Source organism: Kitasatospora sp. NPDC058032 (assembly GCF_042885845.1).
Lineage (GTDB): Bacteria > Actinomycetota > Actinomycetes > Streptomycetales > Streptomycetaceae > Kitasatospora.
In genome coordinates, this window is sequence record NZ_JBHVRK010000005.1 from 293,059 (window position 1) to 312,064 (window position 19,006).

Genomic DNA, 19,006 nt, shown 5'->3' on the forward strand with positions numbered 1-19,006 from the left:
AGCGGCGTCGCTCACCGGCTCCCGGCGGGGGGCCGGTGGGCGGCGCCTGTCCGTCGTGGTCGGGTTATGAGGAAGTGAGAACGATGGCTGTGCATTCCGAGCGGGTGCACACACAGTCTCCGGATTCAGGGAAGGCTGCTGTGGCCAGTATCGAGACGAGCGCCGTTGGTGGCGGCGCCAACGGCACCCCGAAGAAGAGTGCCAGATCGGCGGATGGCCGGAGCTTCGGCGCCAAGGCCGCCCCCTACCTGCTGCTGCTGCCGGCCACCGTGGCGACGCTGGCCCTGCTGGGCTGGCCGCTCCTGAAGACGGTCCTGCTGTCGTTCCAGAACCTCAACAGGCGCCAGCTCGTGATGCACCTGACCGAGTGGAACGGCTTCGACAACTACAAGGAGCAGCTGACCGACCCGGACTTCTGGGCGGTCACCGGTCGCACGGTCGCCTTCACCCTGGTGAACGTCGTGCTGATCATGGCCGGCGGCACCCTGGTCGGCCTGCTGCTCAACCGCCTCGGCAAGTGGATGCGCCTGGTGCTCTCGGTCGGGCTGCTGATGGCCTGGGCCATGCCGGTGGTCGCCGCGACCACCGTCTACACCTGGCTGTTCGACCAGCAGTGGGGCGTCGTCAACTGGTTCCTCGACAAGTTCGGTTGGCACTCGATGGCCGACTACAACTGGATGAGCGACCAGTACTCGACCTACTTCGTGATCATCCTGCTGATCGTCTGGCAGTCGATCCCGTTCGTCGCGTTCAACATGTACGCGGGCCTGACCACGATCCCGAAGGAGCTGTACGAGGCCGCCCGGATGGACGGCGCCGGCGCCTTCAAGATCTTCGGCTCGGTGGTCTTCCCCAGCCTGAAGCCCTTCTTCCTGGCGACCACCTTCCTCGAGGTCATCTGGGTGTTCAAGGCCTTCACCCAGGTCTACGCGATCAACGCCGGCGGGCCCGAGAACCTGACCCGGAACCTGCCCGTGCACGCCTTCCTGGAGGGCTCCTCGGGCCAGCACTACGGCGTCGGCTCCGCGATCGCCGTGCTCACCATCCTGATGCTGGTCGCCCTGATGGCGTACTACTTCCGCATCATGCTCAAGCAGGAGGACGAGCTGTGAGGCGCTCGCTCATCGGACGCAGCTGGCCGAACGTCATCGCGGTCGTCCTCTTCGTCTTCTTCATCTTCCCCGTCTACTGGATGGTCGCGACGTCCTTCAAGAAGGACGGCGACATCATCAGCAAGACGCCGGTCTTCATCCCGTTCCACGGGACGCTCGACCACTACGTCACCGCGGTCAACGCCAAGAACTTCTGGACGTACGTCGCCAACAGCTTCACCGTCACCGTCGGCGCCGTCCTGGCCTCGCTGGTGATCGCGACGCTCGCCTCCTTCGCCATCGCCCGGATGCGCTTCCGAGGCCGCAAGGCCTTCGTCCTGGTCGTGATGGCCGCGCAGATGGCGCCGTGGGAGGTCATGACCATCGCGGTCTACATGATCTCGCGCGACAACGAGCTGCTGAACAGCCTGGTGCCGCTGACCCTCTTCTACATGATGATGGTGCTGCCCTTCACGATCTGGACGCTGCGCAGCTTCATCGCCGCGGTGCCCAAGGAGCTGGAGGAGTCGGCCATGGTGGACGGCTGCACCCGCACCCAGGCCTTCGTGAAGGTGATCTTCCCGCTGCTGGCCCCCGGTCTGATGTCGACCTCGCTGTTCGGCTTCATCACGGCGTGGAACGAGTTCCCGCTCGTCCTGATCCTCAACAAGGAGCAGGGTCAGACCCTCCCGCTGTGGCTGTCCTCCTTCAAGACGGCCTTCGGCAACGACTGGGGTGCCACCATGGCGGCGTCCACGATGTTCGCCATCCCGGTGCTGGTCCTGTTCGTCTTCCTGCAGCGCAAGGCGGTCGGTGGCCTCACCGACGGCGCCGTGAAGGGCTGATCCCCCGTGAGCATCCTCGTCCCCACCCTCCCGGCCTCCGACCAGCTCCATCGCGACGCGCTGACCGTCCTGCAGCCCGGCTTCGTCGGCACCGAGCCGCCGGAGTGGCTGCGCCGCCACCTGGCGGCCGGCCTCGGCTCGGTCGCCCTGTTCGACCGCAACGTGGCCGACCTCGGCCAGCTGGCCGCGCTCACCTCCGCGCTGCGGGCCGAGAATCCCGACCTGCTGATCGCCATCGACGAGGAGTCCGGTGACGTCACCCGGCTGGAGGCGGGCTCCGGCTCGTCCTGGCCGGGCAACCTCGCCCTGGGCGCCATCGACGACCCCGCGCTGACCCGCGACGTCGCCCGTGAGCTGGGCCGCGCGCTGGCCGCCGCCGGCGTCAACTACAACTGGGCGCCGACCGCGGACGTCAACTCCAACCCGCGCAACCCGGTCATCGGCGTGCGCTCCTTCGGCGCCGACCCGGAGCTGTGCGCCCGGCACACCGCCGCCTGGGTGGAGGGCCTGCAGTCGGCCGGCGTCGCGGCCTGCTCCAAGCACTTCCCGGGCCACGGCGACACCGCCGTCGACTCGCACATCGGCCTGCCGGTGATCGACGTCGACCTGGACGTGCTGAGCTCGCGCGACCTGGTGCCCTTCCGGGCCGCGATCGCCGCCGGGACCAAGGCCGTGATGACGGCCCACATCATGGTCCCGGCGCTCGACCCCAAGCTGCCCGCCACGCTCAGCCCCGCCGTGCTGCGCGACCTGCTGCGCGCGGCCCCCGAGCAGGGCGGCCTCGGCTACCAGGGCCTGATCGTCAGCGACGCGATCGAGATGGGCGCCATCGCCGACACCTTCGGCATGGGCGAGGGCACCGTGCTGGCCCTGGCGGCCGGCGCGGACGCGATCTGCGTGGGCGGCGGCCTGGCCGACGAGGACACCGTGCTGATGCTGCGCGACGCCATCGTGGCGGGCGTGCGGTCCGGCCGGCTCCCGGAGGAGCGGCTCGCCGACGCGGCCGCCCGGGTGCGCTCGCTCGGCAGCTGGGCCCGGATCGCGGCCCAGGGCGAGCGGCCGGAGGCGGACCTCGCGGTCGGCCTGCGGGCGGCCCGCCGGGCGCTGCGGGTGGTCCGCGCGCCGGGCCGGGAGGTCCTGCCGGTGACCGAGCGCCCGTTCGTGGCCTCGTTCTCCGCCGAGCCGAACATCGCCGTCGGCGACGTCACCCCGTGGGGCGTGGCCGGCATGCTGGCCGACCGCTTCCCGGGCACCCGCACCCGCGCCATCGGCCCGGAGATCGCCGAGGCCGCGGTGCTGGACGCCGTGGTGTCCGAGGTGCTGGCCGGGGCCGCCGACCGCCGCCTGGTGCTGGCGGTCCGCGACGCCCACCGCCACGAGTGGATGTCGGCCGGGCTGAACCGGCTGCTGGCGGCCCGTCCGGACGCCGCGGTGGTCGAGATGGGCCTGCCGCAGTCCGAGCCGGTCGGCGCGCTGTACATCGCCACCCACGGCGCGGCCCGGGTCTGCGGGCTGGCCGCCGTCGAGGTGCTCACCGGCCAGTCGGGGGCGATCGGCTGAGTCCGCGTCGGACCGTGACACCGGGTGCCGGGGGCACCTGCCGGAACGGGCCCGCCATGCGCATGTCGCATGGCGGGCCCGTTCCGTTTTCCGGTCGTTCGACACCCCGTGACCTGCGACTTCGCGATCTGACGATGTTCCCTCAAATCACCCTTAAGGCAGCCTTAAGTTCTACCTAGGGTGACCGTCGCGCGACTGATCGCCACGCGGTACAACAGGTCTGCAACGGCCTTGACCGCCAGGCCATTTGGCGTTGACACCAACAGTGGTCTAGGCCAGAGTCCAGTCCATCCGGTTCGAATTTCAATTGGGCCGGATGTGGTATTGGCCCATCCCTAAGCTCTTCGCCGCCCTCCCCGGACACCGTCCCGTCGGGCGCCGGCGCGCCGCCGGCGGGCACCAGCACTAAAACACCCTCGGAGGATGGCGTGAGAAAGCGTCGGTTCATGGCGACGGTCGGCATCATGGCGCTGGCCGCCGGACTGACGGCGTGTTCCTCGGGCGGCTCGGCGTCGGGCGGCGACAAGACCGCCTCGGCGGACCCGCAGGCCGCGACCGGCACCGTCACGGTCTGGCTGATGGACGACGCCCAGAAGAACTGGCCCGACCTCGTCCAGCGGGTCAACGACGACTTCGCCGCCAAGTACCCGAACGTGACCCTCAAGCTCGCCTACCAGGGCTGGGCCGACAAGGTGGCCAAGCTCGACAAGGCGATCGCCGACGGCGCCGCCCCGGACGTGGTCGAGCTCGGCAACACCGAGACCATGAAGTACGTGCTCTCCGGCGCGCTGGCGCCGGTGGAGCGCACCACCTTCGACAACTCCGACACCTGGATCAAGGCGCTCGCCAACACCTGCACCTACCAGGACAAGCTCTGGTGCGTGCCCTACTACGCGGGCGCCCGGGTCGCGATCTACAACTCGGCGGCCTTCCAGCAGGCCACCGGCAGTGCCGACTTCCCGAAGACCGAGGACGAGCTGCGTGCGGCGCTCGACAGGATCGCGGACCGGAACAAGGCCGACCGGACCTTCTCCCCGCTCTACCTGCCCGGCCAGTACTGGTACGCGGCGATGAGCTACGTGTCCGCGTACGGCGGGAGCATCGCCCGCTTCGACAGCGCCGGCAGCTGGCACGGCACCCTGAGCGACCCCAAGTCCCAGCAGGGCATCAACCACTTCGTCGACCTGGTGCGCAAGTACAACAAGGGCGACCAGTCGCTCAACGAGCAGAACCAGTACGAGGCGATGGCCCGCGGCCACGCGGCGTCCTTCTACGGCAACGGCTACGAGGCGTCCAGCGTCGTCGCGCCGGTCACCGGTGACCCGAGCCTCAAGGACGCGGTCAAGGTCGCCACCATGCCCGGCCCGGGCGGCAAGCCGCTGCCGACCTTCATCGGCGGCTCGGCCCTCGCCGTCACGGCCAAGTCGCCCACGGCGGCCCTGGCCACCGACTGGGTCCGGATGTTCACCAGCGCCAAGTCCGAGCAGGCGCTGGCCGACAAGGACATCCTGCCCAACAACCTCACCCAGCTGAACCCGCTGAAGAACAAGCCGAGCACCGCCGCCGCGGCCAACGCGGTGCCGGACGCCTGGTTCACCCCGCTGGCCCCCGGCTGGGGCCTGGTGGAGAAGCAGAAGATCCTGCCCGACATGCTGACCGCCATCCTCAAGGGCAAGCCGGTGGACCAGGCCACCAAGGAGGCGGACGCCGCCATCGACCAGCTCATCAACAAGGCGGGCTGAGCCGCCGCCGCCCCGGACGCCGGAGCCCCTCCCCGCACCGCCGGGAGGGGCTCCGCGCACGCCGGACCGCCGCGACCTGCCGTGACCGCCTCCTCGGATGTGCTCCGGGCGGGCGGCCCCCGTAGGATTGCGGCAGCATTCATCGCAGCGAGTGTGCGGACTCGCCGCCGTAGAGGTCCCCGCCGGGCATTCCCGTCCGGTCGGGGTGGAACCATCTCATCGGAGGCACACCCACGATGTCCGACACGCAGACCGTCCCTGGCCGGATCATGGCGGCGGAGATGGCCGAGCAGCCGGCCGTCCTGCAGCGCATCCTTGACGAGGGCGCCCCCAAGATCTTCGAGATCGCGTCCCGGATCGCCGCCCGCAAGCCGCGGTTCGTCCTCCTGACCGCGCGCGGTACCTCGGACAACGCTGCGCTGTACGCCAAGTACCTGATCGAGATCCTGCTGGGCAAGCCGGCCGGCCTGACCTCGATGTCCACCACCACCGCCTACGGTGCCAAGCCGGACCTGACCGACGTGCTGGTGATCACCGTCAGCCAGTCGGGCGGCTCGCCGGACCTCGTCGCCTCCACCAAGGCGGCCCGCGAGGCCGGTGCCATCACCCTGGCGGTCACCAACAACGCCGGCTCGCCGCTGGCCGAGGTCTCCGAGTTCCACATCGACGTGCTGGCCGGGCCGGAGAAGGCGCTGCCCGCCACCAAGACCTACACCGCCGAACTGCTCGCGCTGTACCTGCTCATCGAGGGCCTGCGCGGTGGCGACGGCACGGCCGCCAAGGCCCTGCCCGAGCTGGCCGCGGGCATCCTGGCCCGCCAGGACGAGGTCAAGGCGCTGGCCGAGCGCTACCGCTTCGCCCAGCGCCTGGTCATCACCTCGCGCGGCTACGGCTACCCGACCGCCCGCGAGGCGGCGCTGAAGCTGATGGAGACCACCTACATCCCGGCCTCCCCGTTCTCCGGCGCCGACCTGCTGCACGGCCCGCTGGCCATGGTCGACAACGTCTCCCCGGTCATCGCGATCGTCCCGGACGGCAAGGGCGGCGAGGCCCTGCAGCCGGTCCTGGACCGCCTGCGCGGCCGTGGCGCCGACCTGGTCGTGGTCGGCCAGCAGTCGCAGGTCGAGGCCGCCTCGGCGGGCTTCGCGCTGCCGGCCGGCGTGCCCGAGGAGGTGCAGCCGATCCTGGAGATCCTGCCGCTGCAGCTGCTGGCCTACGAGGTCACCATCGCCCGCGGCCAGGACCCGGACGCCCCGCGCGCGCTCGCCAAGGTCACCGAGACCCACTGACGCGGGTCCGCCGAAAAGCCCGAGCCCCCGTCCACAGCCTGTGGACGGGGGCTCGGGCTTTTCCGGCCCCTCGGCGGGGCCCGGGAAGCAGTCCGGAAAACACTACGGGCCACGGCGCCGACACGGGACCCTCAACCCATGCGGCACCGCAGCCCGGAGCTGTCGTCGGTCGCCGGTGACGATCGAGAACTGTGCGGGGTCCTCGTTCGGCGGCGTCCGACCGAGGAGGGGACTCACGCGGTCAGGGCAGTTGCGCGGGTGCCTCTCCTTGGTGCCCTTTCATTGTGGACTAGACCAATCTGGCTTGTCCAGGCCTCTCCGAAAATTGGTCTGGACAACCTGGGGGAGAGCCCAGCGGCGCAGGTCGCCGGGGTGCGCGGGGCCCGGCCGCGCCCCCCTGGGGCTACGCTCGCCCTGTGCCCTCGCTGAACGAACTCGTCCGCCGCCACACCACCCTGACCGGTGCCGATGTGGAGTGGCTGCACATGCTGGTCTCGGAGTGGCAGCTGCTCTCCGACCTGTCCTTCGCCGACCTCGTGCTCTGGATCCCCACCTGGGACGGCATCCGGTACGTCTCGGTGGCCCAGATGCGCCCCAACACCGGCCCCACCTCCTACCAGGACGACATGGTCGGCCACCTCGTCCCGCGCGGCCGGCGCCCGCTGCTGGACGCCGCCTACGACGAGGGGCGGATCGTGCGCGAGGGCGACCCGGAGTGGCGCGAGGAGGTGCCGGTCCGGGTCGAGTCCATCCCGGTGCGGCGCGAGGGCAAGGTGCTCGGCGTGATCGCCCGCAACACCAACCTGCTGACCGTGCGCACCCCCAGCCGGCTGGAACTCACCTACCTGCAGAGCGCCTCCGACCTCGCCCAGATGATCGCCGCCGGCACCTTCCCCTACCCCGGCGTCGAGCAGGCCGACATGGACGCCGCGCCTCGGGTCGGCGACGGCCTCATCCGCCTGGACGCCGACGGCATCGTCACCTACGCCAGTCCCAACGCGCTCTCCGCCTACCACCGGCTCGGCCTCACCACCGACCTGGTCGGCAGCCACCTCGGCCGGGCCACCGCCGACCTCGCCCCGCCCTCCCGGGCCGCCGTGCACGAGGCCCTGGTGAAGCTGGCCAGCGGCTGGGCCCCCCGGCAGACCGAGATCGAGGCCCAGGGCGGCGTGGTCACCCTGCGGGCCATCCCGCTCAAGCCCAAGGGCACCCTGACCGGGTCCCTGGTGCTCTGCCGCGACGTCACCGAGCTGCGCCGGCGCGACCGCGAGCTGATGACCAAGGACGCCACCATCCGGGAGATCCACCACCGGGTGAAGAACAACCTGCAGACCGTCGCCGCGCTGCTGCGCCTGCAGTCCCGCCGGATGGAGTCGGAATCCGGCCGCGCCGCCCTGGACGAGGCGGTGCGCCGGGTCGGCTCGATCGCGATCGTGCACGAGACGCTCTCCCAGGCGCTGGACGAGCGGGTGGCCTTCGACGAGATCGCCGACCGGGTGCTGGCCATGGTGATGGAGCTGTCCCAGGACGGCCGGGTGGCGACCCGGCGCAGCGGCAGCTTCGGGATCCTGTCGGCCGAGGTGGCCACCCCGCTCGCGATGGTGCTGACCGAGCTGCTGCAGAACGCGCTGGAGCACGCCTTCGGCCCGACCGCCTCCGGCAACCTGGAGGTGAGCGCGCTGCGCGGACGGGCGCCGGCCACCGGCATGGGCTGGTCGGACAGCTGGACCGGTGGGGCCCGGCCGGAGGAGTACCTGCTGATCACGGTGCAGGACGACGGCAAGGGCATGCCGGAGGGCTTCGACCCGCAGCAGGCGGGCAACCTCGGGCTGCAGATCGTGCGGACCCTGGCCACCGGGGAGCTCGGCGGCACCTTCGACATGGTGGCCGGCCCGAACGGCGGCACCAAGGTGGTCCTGGAGATCCCGGTGCGCTGAGGTGCGCAGGGGGCGCGCGTCCGGTACGGGCGCCGGTCGCGTGCTCCTTCATCTCCGCCGCACGGGGGGAGAACCCGGCCGGGAAACAGAAACGAGGCCCTGTCGACCGGGGGGGGTGGGTCGACAGGGCCTCTCAACCCGTTCCGGCCGTCGGGGGGAGTCGGCCGGAACGGGGGCTCTGGGTGGTGCGACACCAACCGGTGCGTTGCACACGGTGAGCGCCACAGCTCCACAATATTGCTCTAAGTGAACAGTATCAAGTGGCTGGGCGGGCCGGTGTCGCGGGACCTCGTCGAGCAAGGCCCTTTGTACGGAAGGCTTCACCAGGAGGTGCAGGGGAAGCCTGTGATCATGTGTTGATCGGTGCTGTGGTTACTGCTGGTACTACGGCGTGTGATCAGGCGGTGCGGGCGCGGTTGCGGGCGGCACGGCGCTTCATGGCGCGGCGCTCGTCCTCGCTCATGCCGCCCCAGACGCCGGCGTCCTGGCCGGTCTCGAGGGCCCACTGGAGGCACTGCTCCATGACCGGACAGCGGCGGCACACGGCCTTGGCTTCCTCGATCTGCAGCAGAGCAGGACCGGTGTTCCCGATCGGGAAGAACAGCTCCGGGTCCTCTTCGCGGCAGACAGCGCGGTGGCGCCAGTCCATGGTCGTCCAACTCCTCCTGCCGGCGGGGGTTGCCCGGTCGGCACATCGATGGTCCTTGTGAATGTGAACGCTTTCACGAATCCCGCAACAGCAAAAGAGACCAAAGGCCCATCGGGCCCGGGAGGTCTGTGCTGGGGGGGATTCGCGCGATTCGAGGGACACCCCGCGGTCGGCCCCCCAGGTTTCGAGGGTTGCCGTCGCTGCGATGTGTCCCGATCGCCATGTAGAGGTTCGCAAACCTCGGGCCCGGATACAACCCCCTTCAGGGAGGAATTTTGGATTCTTCGGTGTCGCCTAGCTCACAGCCGGTACTTCTATGGAGTGAAGGGGGCTTGTGCGTTCGAGAAGAAGGAGGAATGGCCCTTCTAGTCACACAATCACACGCAGTGCCCGCCGTACGCCTGTGAAACTGACGCGACTCCTGGATCCAAGGTGGTCCCCGTCGACCTGGAACGGGACCGGTTCCTCCGAAACCAAGGTGAAGTGGCGGACGTCGTGATAGGAGACGACGTGCTTGCCGGAAGGGCCGGACCCGGCGCCGCCGTCGCTCGAAGGGCCGTGCGACCGCAGGATCTGACGGACCGTTCGAGCAGTGCCGAACGCGGTCATCCGGGTGATGCCGAAGACGTCGAGATCCGAGTCGAAGGAGGCGCGCGGGGAGGGATAGACGGGGCGGTTGCCCAGGAACGTCCACGGCGAGGTGTTGCTGACTATCGCCAGCACCAGGCCGGGCACCGGCTCACGGCCCGCCATCGTCAGCGAGACCGGGCCCGACCTGCGCTGTTCACGCTGGGTGACGAAGTGGCGCAGCGCCTGGGTGACGTAGAGCGCGTGCGTGGACCTGCGCCCCGCCCGGCGCTGCTCCTCGACCCGGCCGACCACTCCGGCGTCGAAGCCCAGGCCGGCGGTGAAGGTGAACCAGCGGTCCGGCAGCCCCTCGGTCATCGCCTTGCCGAGCCCGATCCCGCGCTCGCGCCGGTGCTCCAGCGCGTCCAGCAGCGCGCCGGTCGCCTCCACCGGGTCGTTCGGCAGGCCCAGCGCGCGGGCGAACACATTGGTCGAGCCGCCGGGGACCACGGCCAGCCGCGGGACCTTGTCGCCCGGGCCGTGCGAGAGCAGCCCGTTGACCACCTCGTTGACGGTGCCGTCCCCGCCCAGCGCCACCACCAGGTCGACCGTGCCGTCCTCCGCCGCCTCCCGGGCCAGGTCGCGCGCGTGGCCGCGGTACTCGGTCTGCGCCACCTCCAGCTTGAGGTCGCTGCGCAGGGCGTGGATCAGGACGTCCCTGGTGCGACCGCTGGTGGTGGTCGCTTTCGGATTGACGACCAGGAGAGCGCGCATGGGCCCAGCCTACGGGGCGGTACGGACCAACCGGCGGCTACCCTGCTGGAGTGACCGCAGAATCCTCCGCACCCGTACCCGCGTCCGGCGCCGACCGGCCGGCCGCCCTCACCCTGGGCGCCGCCATCACCGCCGTGGAGGGCGCCGCGCTGGCCGTCGTCGGCGTCTGGGACATGGTCGCCGCGCTGTCCGGCCAGTCCAAGCAGCTCGCCCTGAACGAGTTCGGCGGGCTGGTGATCGTCCTGCTCGGCGTGGCGCCGCTGCTGGCCGCCCGGGCGCTGCTCAGGACCCGCCGCTGGGGCCGCAGCCCCGCGGTGCTGACCAACTCGATCTGCCTGCCGGTGGCCTACTACATGTGGCAGAGCGGCGGGGCGATGGTCGCGGTCGGCGTGGGCATCGGCCTGCTCGGCCTGGTCGGCATCGGCGCGCTGCTCAGCCCGAAGGCGACGGCGGCCCTCTACGCTCCGCACGAGGCCTGAGCGCGGCGGACCGCCGCCTGCCACCGCATCCGTACGACCCGACGGCCGCCACTGAGCGGCCGTCAGTCGTCTGCGGGCTCCTACTCCTCGACCAGGAGCTTCTCCCGCAGCTGCGCCAGGGTCCGGGCGAGCAGCCGGGAGACGTGCATCTGCGAGATGCCCACCTCGGCGGCGATCTGCGACTGCGTCATGTTCCGGAAGAACCGCAGCACCAGGATCTTCTGCTCGCGGGGCGGCAGTTGGGCCAGCAGCGGCTTGAGCGACTCGCGGTACTCGACGCCCTCCAGCGCCTCGTCGGTGGCGCCCAGGGTGTCCGCGACGGCCGGCGACTCGTCGTCGCTGTCCGGCACGTCCAGCGACAGCGTGGAGTACGCGTTGGCGGACTCCAGGCCCTCCAGGACGTCCTCCTCGGAGATCCCCAGGTGCTCGGCCAGCTCGTGCACCGTGGGGGAGCGGCCGTGCCGCTGGGAGAGCTCGCTGGTCGCCGTGGTCAGCGACAGCCGCAGCTCCTGGAGCCGGCGCGGCACCCGGACCGCCCAGCCCTTGTCCCGGAAGTGCCGCTTGATCTCGCCGACGATGGTCGGCGTCGCGTAGGTGGAGAACTCGACCCCGCGCTCGTGGTCGAACCGGTCCACCGACTTGATCAGCCCGATGGTGGCGACCTGGGTCAGGTCGTCCAGTGGCTCGCCCCGGTTGCGGAACCGCCGGGCCAGGTGCTCGACCAGCGGGATGTGCATCCGCACCAGCTGGTTGCGCAGCTCGACGCGCTCCGGGGAGCCCTCGGGCAGCGCGGAGAGCCGGACGAACAGGGCCCGGGCCGCCTCGCGGTCCGGCGCGCCGGTGCGCTGCGGGCCCTGGGAGGGCACCGCCGCGCGCAGGGTCCGTGCCGCCTCGGCGGTGTTCTCGGTGGCGTCGTCGGCGCCCTCGGCGTCCGGTTCGGTGTCCAGGCCGTCGCCGTCCGGCCCGTCGTGCGGGCGGCCGGTGTCCGGGAGGTCCGCGGCCGGAGGCACGGGCGGGGGCGACTGATCGGGCGACGGCTGCGGCGTCGGCTCGGTCGGCTGGCTCATCCGGTGGGCGTCCTTCGGGTGCGCTTCGTCGTTGGCGGCGAGGCCGGGAACGCTCGCCTGGGTCGGTACGGCAGGGCCCGCCGTCGCGAGGCCGGTACGGTCCAGATCACTCACGGCCATTCCCCCGTTCCGTTCCGGGAGCACCGGGACCGCCGGCCCCGGTTCGTCTCGTTGGTCGTACCGCCGGGTGGGGGCGGTACCGGGAGCCGTCCGTCCGGCCCGGTGGTGCCGGGCGGACGGCCCTTGTTCGGTGCTGCTGCCGCGCTGCCGCGGCGGACCTAGTGGGCGGTGCTGCCACCGCGCTTCTTGTGCAGGCTGATCGACACGGTCTTGTCCTCGGCGACCGCCGATTCGACCTCGCCGGCGAGCGCGGAGAGCACCGTCCAGGCGAAGGTGTCCCGCTCGGGCGCCCGCCCGTCGGTGGTGGGTGCCGAGACGATCACCTTCAGGGAGTCGCCGACCAGTCGGAACTCGCAGGAGAGGACCGAGCCGGGGACGGCCTGCTGGAGGAGGATGGCGCAGGCCTCGTCGACCGCGATGCGCAGGTCCTCGATCTCGTCCAGCGTGAAGTCCAGCCGGGCCGCGAGGCCGGCCGTGGCCGTCCGCAGGACCGAGAGGTAGGCCCCGGCCGCGGGCAGCCGGACCTCCACGAAGTCCTGCACTCCGGGCTCGCCGTCGATCTGGGACACCCTCACCTCCTGGGTGACGCGCTGTGCTTCCGGGCCGGTGGCCGCGGCACTGTCTGTTGCTTGGCTCAACTGCTTCGCCCCAACTGTCCAGAGGGGTGGTGCGGTACGTTCCGGTCATACCCCTCAGGGGGCGGCCGGACGCCGCCGTCCGCCCGAGACGTTACCGCGTTCCTGCCCCGGTGCGGGAGTCACTCATGGTAAGGCATCGCGACACAGGGTGGCAGTGGTTCGAACGCCGTCCCCGTACGCCTCCGGCGCACGCCGTCCGCGCGCCGGTCTCAGCGGGTGCCGGCGGCGGTGAGCGCGTCCCCGGTCAGGCGGTAGACGGTCCAGCCGTCCATCGGCACGGCGCCGAGCGACTTGTAGAAGTTGATCGAGGGGGTGTTCCAGTCCAGCACCGACCACTCCATCCGGGAGTAGCCGCGCTCGACGGCGATCCGGGCCAGCTCCAGCAGCAGCGCCTTGCCGTGGCCGCCGCCGCGGGAGGCCGGGCGGACGTAGAGGTCCTCCAGGTAGACCCCGTGGGTGCCGCGCCAGGTCGAGTAGTTGAGGAACCAGAGCGCGAAGCCGACCGGCTCGCCGGTGGTGTCGTCCTCGGCGATCAGGCCGAACAGCGCGGGGTCGGTGCCGAACAGCGCGCCGTGCAGCTGCTCCTCGGTGGCGACCGCCTCGTGGGCGGCCTTCTCGTACTCCGCGAGCTCGCGGATCATGGCGTGGATGACGGGGACGTCGGAGGGGAGGGCCGTGCGGATCATGCTCCGAGCCTACTGGGCGGGTTCGTTCTCGTCCCAGACCTGGACGGAGGTCTGGTCGGTGATCCGGCCGTCGCGCAGCTCGGCGGTGGAGCTGACCAGCACCCGGACCCCGTCCGGGTAGCGGCAGGACTCCAGGAAGGCGAGGCGGTCCTCCTGGACCACCACCTGTTCCAGGGTGTGGCTCGTCTCACGGGCGTAGAGGTCGTCCAGCATCGCGCCGATCTCGTCCCGCCCGTGCATCACCAGCGGGTGGCTGGGCTGGGTCTTGCGGTCGACCACGCGCAGTTCGGCGTCGTCCGCGTAGAGCGCCAGCAGGGCTCCGGCGTCGGCGCGTTCGATGCCCTCGCGAAGGGCCCGGACGTCGAAGGCGGACGGTGCGGCCATGGTGGTCATGTTCTCGCTCCTCCGGTCGGTTCCGTCGGCTCGTACTGTTGAGCGTACGCCCGTCGGAACCGGCCGGAGGCGGGCCGGACGGCGGCGGTGCGGACGGCCCCGGCTCAGCGGGCCGGGACGGTCCGCAGGTACTCCGCCAGGGCGGTGATCGCGGCCGGGTTGCGCGGGCTCTCGACCAGGTCGACGTAGTCGAGCACGAAGATCCGGTCGTTGCGGATCGCCGGGACGCCGGCCAGCGGCGGGAAGGACTTCAGGAACTTCCGCTTGGCCTCGGCGTCCGGGGTGCCGTAGTTGCTGATCACGATCACCTCGGGGGCGCGCTGGACCACGCTCTCCCAGCCCACCGTGGTCCAGGAGTCGGCGACGTCGTCCATCACGTTGCGGCCGCCGGCCCTGGCGATGATCTCCTGCGGGGCGGCGAACCGGCCCGAGGTGTACGGCTTGTCCTCGCCGCTGTCGTACAGGAAGACGTCGGGGCGGTGCGCGGGCTCGGGGACGGCGGCGATCCGCGCCTTGAAGTCGGCGACCAGCCGGTCGGCCCGGTCCCGGACGTCGAAGATCTCGCCCAGGTTGACGAGGTCGGTGTACAGCGCGTCGAGCGGGCCCATCACCCCGCGCTCGGTGCCCTTGCCGCTGCGGCAGGACTCGGTGAGCACGTAGGAGCCGATGCCCAGGCCGGACAGCGTCTGCGGGGTGAAGCCCTTCCCCTCGTCGAAGCCGTAGTGCCAGCCGGCGAAGACCAGGTCGGCCCTGGCCTCCAGGACGGTCTCCTTGGTGATCTGGTCCTTGGAGAGCCACTCGGCCCGCTGGTAGGCGTCCTTCCAGGCGACCTTGTCCACCTGGCCCTTGTCGTCCGGCATCACGTAGCCGGCCATCCGGTCCTCCAGGCCGAGCGCGAACATCAGCTCGGTGATGCCGACGTCGTTGGTCACCGTGCGGGCCGGCTTCTCCTTGAAGGTGAGCTCGGTGCCGCAGTTGCTGACGGTCACCGGGTAGTGGGCGGAGGCGGTGGCGCCGTCGCCGCTCGGGGCGATCTCGGCGCCGCAGCCGGTGAGCACGAGGGCGAGCAGGGCGGCGGAGGCAACGGCCTTGGTGCGCATGGGGTTCCTCGGTAGGGCGGGTCGGGGGAGGGCGGGGAGCGGTCAGGGCAGGCGGTCGAGGAGCAGCTGGACGGCGCCGGTGACCGGGTGCCGCACGGGCGTCGCGCGGACTTTGAACACCTCGGCCAGCAGGCCGGGTTCGAGCACCTCGGCGGGCGGCCCGGAGGCGACGATCCGGCCGTCCACGACCACGTACAGCAGGTCGCAGTGCCCGGCGGCCAGATTGAGGTCGTGCAGCGCGGTGAGCACCGTCGGTCCGGCCTCCCGGACCAGCGCCAGCACCTCCAGCTGGTGGGCGATGTCCAGGTGGTTGGTGGGCTCGTCGAGGACCAGCACCCGGGGCTCCTGGACCAGCGCGCGGGCGATCAGCACCCGCTGCTTCTCGCCGCCGGACAGGCTCAGGAAGCCCCGGGCGGCCAGGTGGGCGGCGCCGACCCGGCGCAGCGCCCCGGCGCAGCGGTCCCCGTCGTCGCCGGACGGCCCGGCCAGGGCGCCGCGCCGGTGCGGCAGCCGGCCCATGCCGACCACCTCGGCCACGGTGAAGTCGAACTCGGCGGAGTGCTCCTGCGGCAGCGCCGCCACCCGCCGGGCGGCCTCGCGCGGGGCCAGCGCGTGCAGGTCGTCCCCGCCCAGCAGGACGGCGCCGGCGGCGGGCCGCAGCGCCCGGTAGACACAGCGCAGCAGGGTGGACTTGCCGCTGCCGTTGGGGCCGATCAGGCCGACCACCTGGCCGGCGGCGGCGGTCAGCGTGACGTCGTGGACCAGCCGGACGCCGGCCAGCTCGACCGAGACCCGCTCGACGGCGAGGTCCAGCGCGGCGGGGCCGGTGGCGGCGCCGGCGGCGGAGGTGGCGGTGCTCATCGGCCACCGCCGAAGGAGTAGCCGCGGCGGCGCATCAGCAGCAGGAAGCACGGCACCCCGACGGCCGCGGTGACCACGCCGACCGGCAGCTCGGCGGGCGCCAGCAGGGTGCGGGAGACGATGTCCACCCAGACCAGCAGCAGCGCCCCGGCGAGCGGGGCGATCAGCAGCACCCGGCGGTGGCCGGCGCCGACCAGCATCCGCGTCAGGTGCGGGATCATCAGTCCGACGAAGCCGATCGCCCCGCTGACCGCGACCACGGTGCCGGTGACGGCCGCGGTGACCACGAACAGCTCGCGGCGCAGCCGGTCCGGGTCCACGCCGAGCGAGGCGGCCGTCTCGTCGCCCATCGCCAGCGCGTCCAACCGCCCGGCGGCGCAGGCCAGATAGGCCAGCCCGGCCAGCACGGTGACGGCGGCGATCGGCACCGAGCCCCAGGTGGCGCCGCCGAGGCTGCCGAGCAGCCACATCATGGCGGAGCGGGCGGCCTCGCCGCGGGCGGCGGCGAAGACCATCAGCGCCGTCACCGCGGAGAAGCCGTAGGACATCGCGGTGCCGGTGAGCACCAGCCGCAGCGGGGTGAGCCCGTGGGCGCTACGGGCCGTCAGGTAGACCAGCACCATGGCGAGCAGGGCGGCGGCGAAGGCGGAGACGGAGATCGCCCAGACGCCGAGCGAGGCGAAGGCGCCCAGCATCAGCACGGCGTTGGCGCCGACCGAGGCACCGGAGGAGATGCCGAGCACGAACGGGTCGGCGAGCGCGTTGCGGACCATCGCCTGGACGGCGACCCCGGTGGCGGCGAGTCCGGCGCCGACCACGGCGGCCAGCACGGCGCGCGGCAGCCGGATCTCCCAGACGATCGCGTAGGCGGCGGCCTCGTCGGCCTCCAGCCGCCCGCCCGTCAGCCCGGCCCGCAGCAGCCGCAGGACCTGGCCCCAGCCGAGTCCGGAGGAGCCCACGGCGACCGCGCAGACCAGCGAGAGCAGCAGTGCCACGGCGAGGGCGGCGGCCAGCGGGACCGCGGGTGTTCGGCGCGGGCCCGGTGGGGCGGCGGCGGTGGCCGGTGCGATCGCGGTGCTGCTCACGTGGTGCGCCTTGCGTCCGGCCGCGGACGGCGCGGGGCGGCGCGCCCGGGCGCGGGTGTGCCGGGGCGCCATCCCCTCGCAGTCCACGGCGAGTTGTCGGGAGGTCGGCGTCCTCGGGCGATCGGGCTCACGGGCGCGGGGCACCGTTTACCGTTGCGGGTCAGCGCCGGATTCGCACCGGCTTCCCCCTCTGGACGCCCTGGCAGCATAACAAGCGCTCAGGGCAGGCAACCCTTACCGGCACAGTGAGGCCGTTCACAACGCGCGACCGCCCCCGTCCGGGGTGCGGACGGGGGCGGTCGGAGACGGAGCGGGCGGGATCAGCCCTGCTTGGTCTCCCAGAAGATCTTGTCGACCTCGGCGATGAGGTCGAGCAGCGCCTGGCCGGTGGCCGGGTCGGTGGACGCCTTGGCGGCCGAGGCGGCCTTCAGGGTGTCGTTGATCAGCTGGTGCAGCTGCGGGTACTTCTCGAAGTGCGGGGCCTTGAAGTAGTCGCTCCACAGCACCGAGATGTGGTGCTTGACGGTCTCGGCGCGCTGCTCCTTGATGATGATGGCGCGGGCGCGGAAGTGCGGGTCCTCGTTGGCCTGGTACTTCTCCTGGGTGGCCTTGACGGACTCGGCCTCGATGCGGGCCTGGGCCGGGTCGTAGACGCCGCAGGGCAGGTCGCAGTGGGCATGGGCGGTGGCGCGCGGTGCAAACAGACGAGAGAGCATGGGGAGTCCTTCCTTAGATCGTCTTCCCGGGCCCGAGATTACCCTTCGGCCCCTGTGGTTTCTCGGTCGGGCGGCGGGCCTAGGGCAAAAGACGGAGCCGGAACCGGGTGAATCCGGACATCGGCGGGTGACGGTCCGTGCGGCAGACTGGTGTGCGACAGCGGGACTCGGCGGGACGCCGGCCGGGAGGAGGAGTCGTGGCACGGAGCGCGGAACCGGAGGACGGATCCCCGGCGGGCGGCGCGCCGTTCGGGCTGATCGACGTGGCGGGGGACTCGATGGTGCCGACCCTGCGTGACGGTGATCAGCTGCTGGTGCGGTACGGCGCACGGATCCGGCCCGGCGCGGTGGTGGTCTTCCGCCACCCGTTCCAGCAGAACCTGCTGGTGGTCAAGCGGGCCGACGGCCGGCGGCCCAAGGGCTGGTGGCTGCTCTCCGACAACCGGCCGGTGGACAGCGACAGCCGCAGCTACGGCGCGGTGCCGGACGAACTGGTGCTCGGCCGGGTGCTGTTGCGGCTGCGCCCGCGCCCGGCCTGGCTGGCCCCCGGCCGCCGGCTGGAGCGGCTGCTGCTCTCCGGCCCGCTGGCCCGGATCCCCGGGCTGGCCCGCCGCCTCGGCGTCTGGGTCCGCCCGGAGGAGCTGCCCGGAGCCTAGGGTGTGCCCGCGGCCGCCGCGGCGGCCTCCAGGCGCTTGCGGGCGCGGTAGGCGGCGACGTTGGCGCGGGTCGCGCAGCGGTCCGAGCAGTACCGGCGGGACCGGTTGGTGGAGGTGTCCAGGTAGGCGTTGCGGCAGGGCGCGGCCTGGCAGATGCCGAGCCGGTCGGCGCCCAGCTCGGTCAGGTGGACGGCCAGGCCCATGCAGGCGACGGCGCTGAAGTGGGCGGTGGCGGTGGGGGAGTTGTCGGCGAGGTGCAGGTGCCAGCGGGGCCGGCCGGCCTCGTCCAGGTGGTCGTGCCCGGAGACCAGCGGGCTGACCGGGAACTCCATCAGCAGGCTGTTCAGCAGGTCGACGCTGCGGATCTCCTCGCCGTCGGCGGCGGCCTCGAAGACCCCGCGCAGCCGGGTGCGGACGGCCCGCAGCCGGGGCAGGTCGGACTCGTCGGCGAGGTCGCGGGCCCGGGCGGCGTCGGAGAACAGCCCGCGCACCGCGTCCACCGAGGTCAGCGAGTCGGTGCCGCGCTCGGGCTCCTCGGTGTTCACCAGCCGGACGGCCAGATCGGCGTACGAGGCGAGCTCCACGGTGGTCCTTCCAGACGGTCGGTAACGGGCTGATTGCCTCCAGCCTATTACCCGAAGGGGGAAAGCGGGAAAGCGGCGGGGGGGCGGGCGGGGGGGGGGGGGGGGGGCGCGGGGGGGGGGGGGGGGCTGCGGCGAGTGTGGGGTCGTGGGGGGGGGGGCGGGGGGAG

Annotated in this window: 19 protein-coding genes and 1 riboswitch; of the genes, 8 read left to right on the forward strand and 11 right to left on the reverse strand. The window is 72.0% G+C overall.

Annotation, left to right across the window (positions count from 1 at the left end; translation table 11 throughout):
* The first annotated feature begins 83 nt into the window (after positions 1–83).
* The 6 genes from ACFVUH_RS11315 to ACFVUH_RS11340 all read left to right on the forward strand — a co-directional run bounded on the left by ACFVUH_RS11315 (position 84) and on the right by ACFVUH_RS11340 (position 8,464).
* Positions 84–1,112, forward strand: a complete 1,029-nt coding sequence (locus ACFVUH_RS11315; protein WP_387912580.1) for a carbohydrate ABC transporter permease — start codon at positions 84–86, stop codon at positions 1,110–1,112.
* Positions 1,109–1,936 (forward strand): carbohydrate ABC transporter permease, encoded by an 828-nt coding sequence (locus ACFVUH_RS11320; RefSeq protein WP_355363912.1) that lies wholly within the window; start codon positions 1,109–1,111, stop codon positions 1,934–1,936. Before ACFVUH_RS11315 ends, ACFVUH_RS11320 begins: the two co-directional genes overlap by 4 nt.
* Positions 1,937–1,942: 6 nt before the next feature.
* On the forward strand, positions 1,943–3,496 hold the full coding sequence (locus ACFVUH_RS11325; protein WP_387912582.1) for a glycoside hydrolase family 3 protein: 1,554 nt from the start codon (positions 1,943–1,945) through the stop codon (positions 3,494–3,496).
* Positions 3,497–3,942: 446 nt separating this feature from the next.
* Positions 3,943–5,238, forward strand: coding sequence for an extracellular solute-binding protein (locus ACFVUH_RS11330; RefSeq protein ID WP_387912783.1), 1,296 nt, complete (start codon positions 3,943–3,945; stop codon positions 5,236–5,238).
* 236 nt (positions 5,239–5,474) lie between these two features.
* The gene (locus tag ACFVUH_RS11335; RefSeq protein ID WP_387912583.1) at positions 5,475–6,527 is read left to right on the forward strand and encodes an SIS domain-containing protein; all 1,053 of its coding nucleotides are present in this window, start codon (positions 5,475–5,477) and stop codon (positions 6,525–6,527) included.
* Positions 6,528–6,943: 416 nt separating this feature from the next.
* Positions 6,944–8,464: a sensor histidine kinase gene (locus ACFVUH_RS11340; RefSeq protein ID WP_387912586.1), complete on the forward strand. Its 1,521-nt coding sequence runs from the start codon at positions 6,944–6,946 to the stop codon at positions 8,462–8,464.
* Between the two features lie 397 nt (positions 8,465–8,861).
* Here the strand turns inward: ACFVUH_RS11340 and ACFVUH_RS11345 are convergent, their stop codons facing one another.
* Together ACFVUH_RS11345 and ACFVUH_RS11350 are read right to left on the reverse strand one after the other, a co-directional pair.
* Entirely contained in the window at positions 8,862–9,113 is a 252-nt protein-coding gene (locus ACFVUH_RS11345; RefSeq protein WP_014138019.1) for a WhiB family transcriptional regulator, read from the reverse strand.
* Between the two features lie 369 nt (positions 9,114–9,482).
* Positions 9,483–10,454 (reverse strand): diacylglycerol kinase family protein, encoded by a 972-nt coding sequence (locus tag ACFVUH_RS11350; RefSeq protein WP_355363927.1) that lies wholly within the window; start codon positions 10,452–10,454, stop codon positions 9,483–9,485.
* 50 nt (positions 10,455–10,504) lie between these two features.
* Between ACFVUH_RS11350 and ACFVUH_RS11355 the strand changes: the two genes are divergently transcribed.
* Complete coding sequence (locus ACFVUH_RS11355; RefSeq protein WP_355363930.1) at positions 10,505–10,933, forward strand: hypothetical protein; 429 nt, start codon at positions 10,505–10,507, stop codon at positions 10,931–10,933.
* An 80-nt stretch (positions 10,934–11,013) separates the two neighbouring features.
* On the opposite strand, the gene ACFVUH_RS11360 is transcribed toward ACFVUH_RS11355, so the two are convergent.
* The 8 genes from ACFVUH_RS11360 to sodN form a co-directional block, all read right to left on the reverse strand.
* Complete coding sequence (locus ACFVUH_RS11360) at positions 11,014–12,000, reverse strand: RNA polymerase sigma factor SigF (RefSeq protein ID WP_387912785.1); 987 nt, start codon at positions 11,998–12,000, stop codon at positions 11,014–11,016.
* A 278-nt stretch (positions 12,001–12,278) separates the two neighbouring features.
* Positions 12,279–12,689 (reverse strand): anti-sigma regulatory factor, encoded by a 411-nt coding sequence (locus ACFVUH_RS11365; protein WP_355363936.1) that lies wholly within the window; start codon positions 12,687–12,689, stop codon positions 12,279–12,281.
* Between the two features lie 278 nt (positions 12,690–12,967).
* The gene (locus ACFVUH_RS11370) at positions 12,968–13,444 is read right to left on the reverse strand and encodes a GNAT family N-acetyltransferase (protein WP_355363939.1); all 477 of its coding nucleotides are present in this window, start codon (positions 13,442–13,444) and stop codon (positions 12,968–12,970) included.
* A gap of 9 nt (positions 13,445–13,453) precedes the next feature.
* Positions 13,454–13,837, reverse strand: a complete 384-nt coding sequence (locus ACFVUH_RS11375) for a nuclear transport factor 2 family protein (RefSeq protein WP_355363942.1) — start codon at positions 13,835–13,837, stop codon at positions 13,454–13,456.
* A 104-nt stretch (positions 13,838–13,941) separates the two neighbouring features.
* Entirely contained in the window at positions 13,942–14,937 is a 996-nt protein-coding gene (locus tag ACFVUH_RS11380; protein WP_387912590.1) for an ABC transporter substrate-binding protein, read from the reverse strand.
* A 42-nt stretch (positions 14,938–14,979) separates the two neighbouring features.
* Positions 14,980–15,798 (reverse strand): ABC transporter ATP-binding protein, encoded by an 819-nt coding sequence (locus ACFVUH_RS11385; protein ID WP_387912592.1) that lies wholly within the window; start codon positions 15,796–15,798, stop codon positions 14,980–14,982.
* Positions 15,795–16,955, reverse strand: coding sequence for a FecCD family ABC transporter permease (locus ACFVUH_RS11390; protein WP_387912594.1), 1,161 nt, complete (start codon positions 16,953–16,955; stop codon positions 15,795–15,797). Before ACFVUH_RS11390 ends, ACFVUH_RS11385 begins: the two co-directional genes overlap by 4 nt.
* 43 nt (positions 16,956–16,998) lie before the next feature.
* A riboswitch (cobalamin riboswitch) is annotated at positions 16,999–17,073 on the reverse strand.
* Positions 17,074–17,203: 130 nt separating this feature from the next.
* The gene (gene sodN, locus ACFVUH_RS11395) at positions 17,204–17,599 is read right to left on the reverse strand and encodes a superoxide dismutase, Ni (RefSeq protein WP_355363948.1); all 396 of its coding nucleotides are present in this window, start codon (positions 17,597–17,599) and stop codon (positions 17,204–17,206) included.
* Positions 17,600–17,796: 197 nt separating this feature from the next.
* Between sodN and sodX the strand changes: the two genes are divergently transcribed.
* Positions 17,797–18,255, forward strand: a complete 459-nt coding sequence (gene sodX / locus ACFVUH_RS11400; protein ID WP_387912595.1) for a nickel-type superoxide dismutase maturation protease — start codon at positions 17,797–17,799, stop codon at positions 18,253–18,255.
* Here sodX and ACFVUH_RS11405 read toward each other — a convergent pair.
* A complete protein-coding gene (locus ACFVUH_RS11405; RefSeq protein WP_387912597.1) occupies positions 18,252–18,839 on the reverse strand; it encodes a CGNR zinc finger domain-containing protein in 588 nt (195 codons plus the stop codon). The two genes, sodX and ACFVUH_RS11405, sit on opposite strands and share 4 nt — an antisense overlap.
* Positions 18,840–19,006: the final 167 nt, after the last annotated feature.

Excerpts from the sequence above, each read along its gene's own strand:
- ACFVUH_RS11315 (WP_387912580.1), top strand. The coding sequence starts at position 84 with ATGGCTGTGCATTCCGAGCGGGTGCACACACAGTCTCCGGATTCAGGG.
- ACFVUH_RS11330 (WP_387912783.1), top strand. The coding sequence starts at position 3,943 with ATGGCGACGGTCGGCATCATGGCGCTGGCCGCCGGACTGACGGCGTGT.
- ACFVUH_RS11335 (WP_387912583.1), top strand. The coding sequence starts at position 5,475 with ATGTCCGACACGCAGACCGTCCCTGGCCGGATCATGGCGGCGGAGATG.
- ACFVUH_RS11345 (WP_014138019.1), bottom strand. The coding sequence starts at position 9,113 with ATGGACTGGCGCCACCGCGCTGTCTGCCGCGAAGAGGACCCGGAGCTG.
- ACFVUH_RS11350 (WP_355363927.1), bottom strand. The coding sequence starts at position 10,454 with ATGCGCGCTCTCCTGGTCGTCAATCCGAAAGCGACCACCACCAGCGGT.
- ACFVUH_RS11360 (WP_387912785.1), bottom strand. The coding sequence starts at position 12,000 with ATGAGCCAGCCGACCGAGCCGACGCCGCAGCCGTCGCCCGATCAGTCG.
- ACFVUH_RS11370 (WP_355363939.1), bottom strand. The coding sequence starts at position 13,444 with ATGATCCGCACGGCCCTCCCCTCCGACGTCCCCGTCATCCACGCCATG.
- ACFVUH_RS11375 (WP_355363942.1), bottom strand. The coding sequence starts at position 13,837 with ATGACCACCATGGCCGCACCGTCCGCCTTCGACGTCCGGGCCCTTCGC.
- ACFVUH_RS11380 (WP_387912590.1), bottom strand. The coding sequence starts at position 14,937 with ATGCGCACCAAGGCCGTTGCCTCCGCCGCCCTGCTCGCCCTCGTGCTC.
- ACFVUH_RS11385 (WP_387912592.1), bottom strand. The coding sequence starts at position 15,798 with ATGAGCACCGCCACCTCCGCCGCCGGCGCCGCCACCGGCCCCGCCGCG.
- ACFVUH_RS11390 (WP_387912594.1), bottom strand. The coding sequence starts at position 16,955 with ATGGCGCCCCGGCACACCCGCGCCCGGGCGCGCCGCCCCGCGCCGTCC.
- sodN (WP_355363948.1), bottom strand. The coding sequence starts at position 17,599 with ATGCTCTCTCGTCTGTTTGCACCGCGCGCCACCGCCCATGCCCACTGC.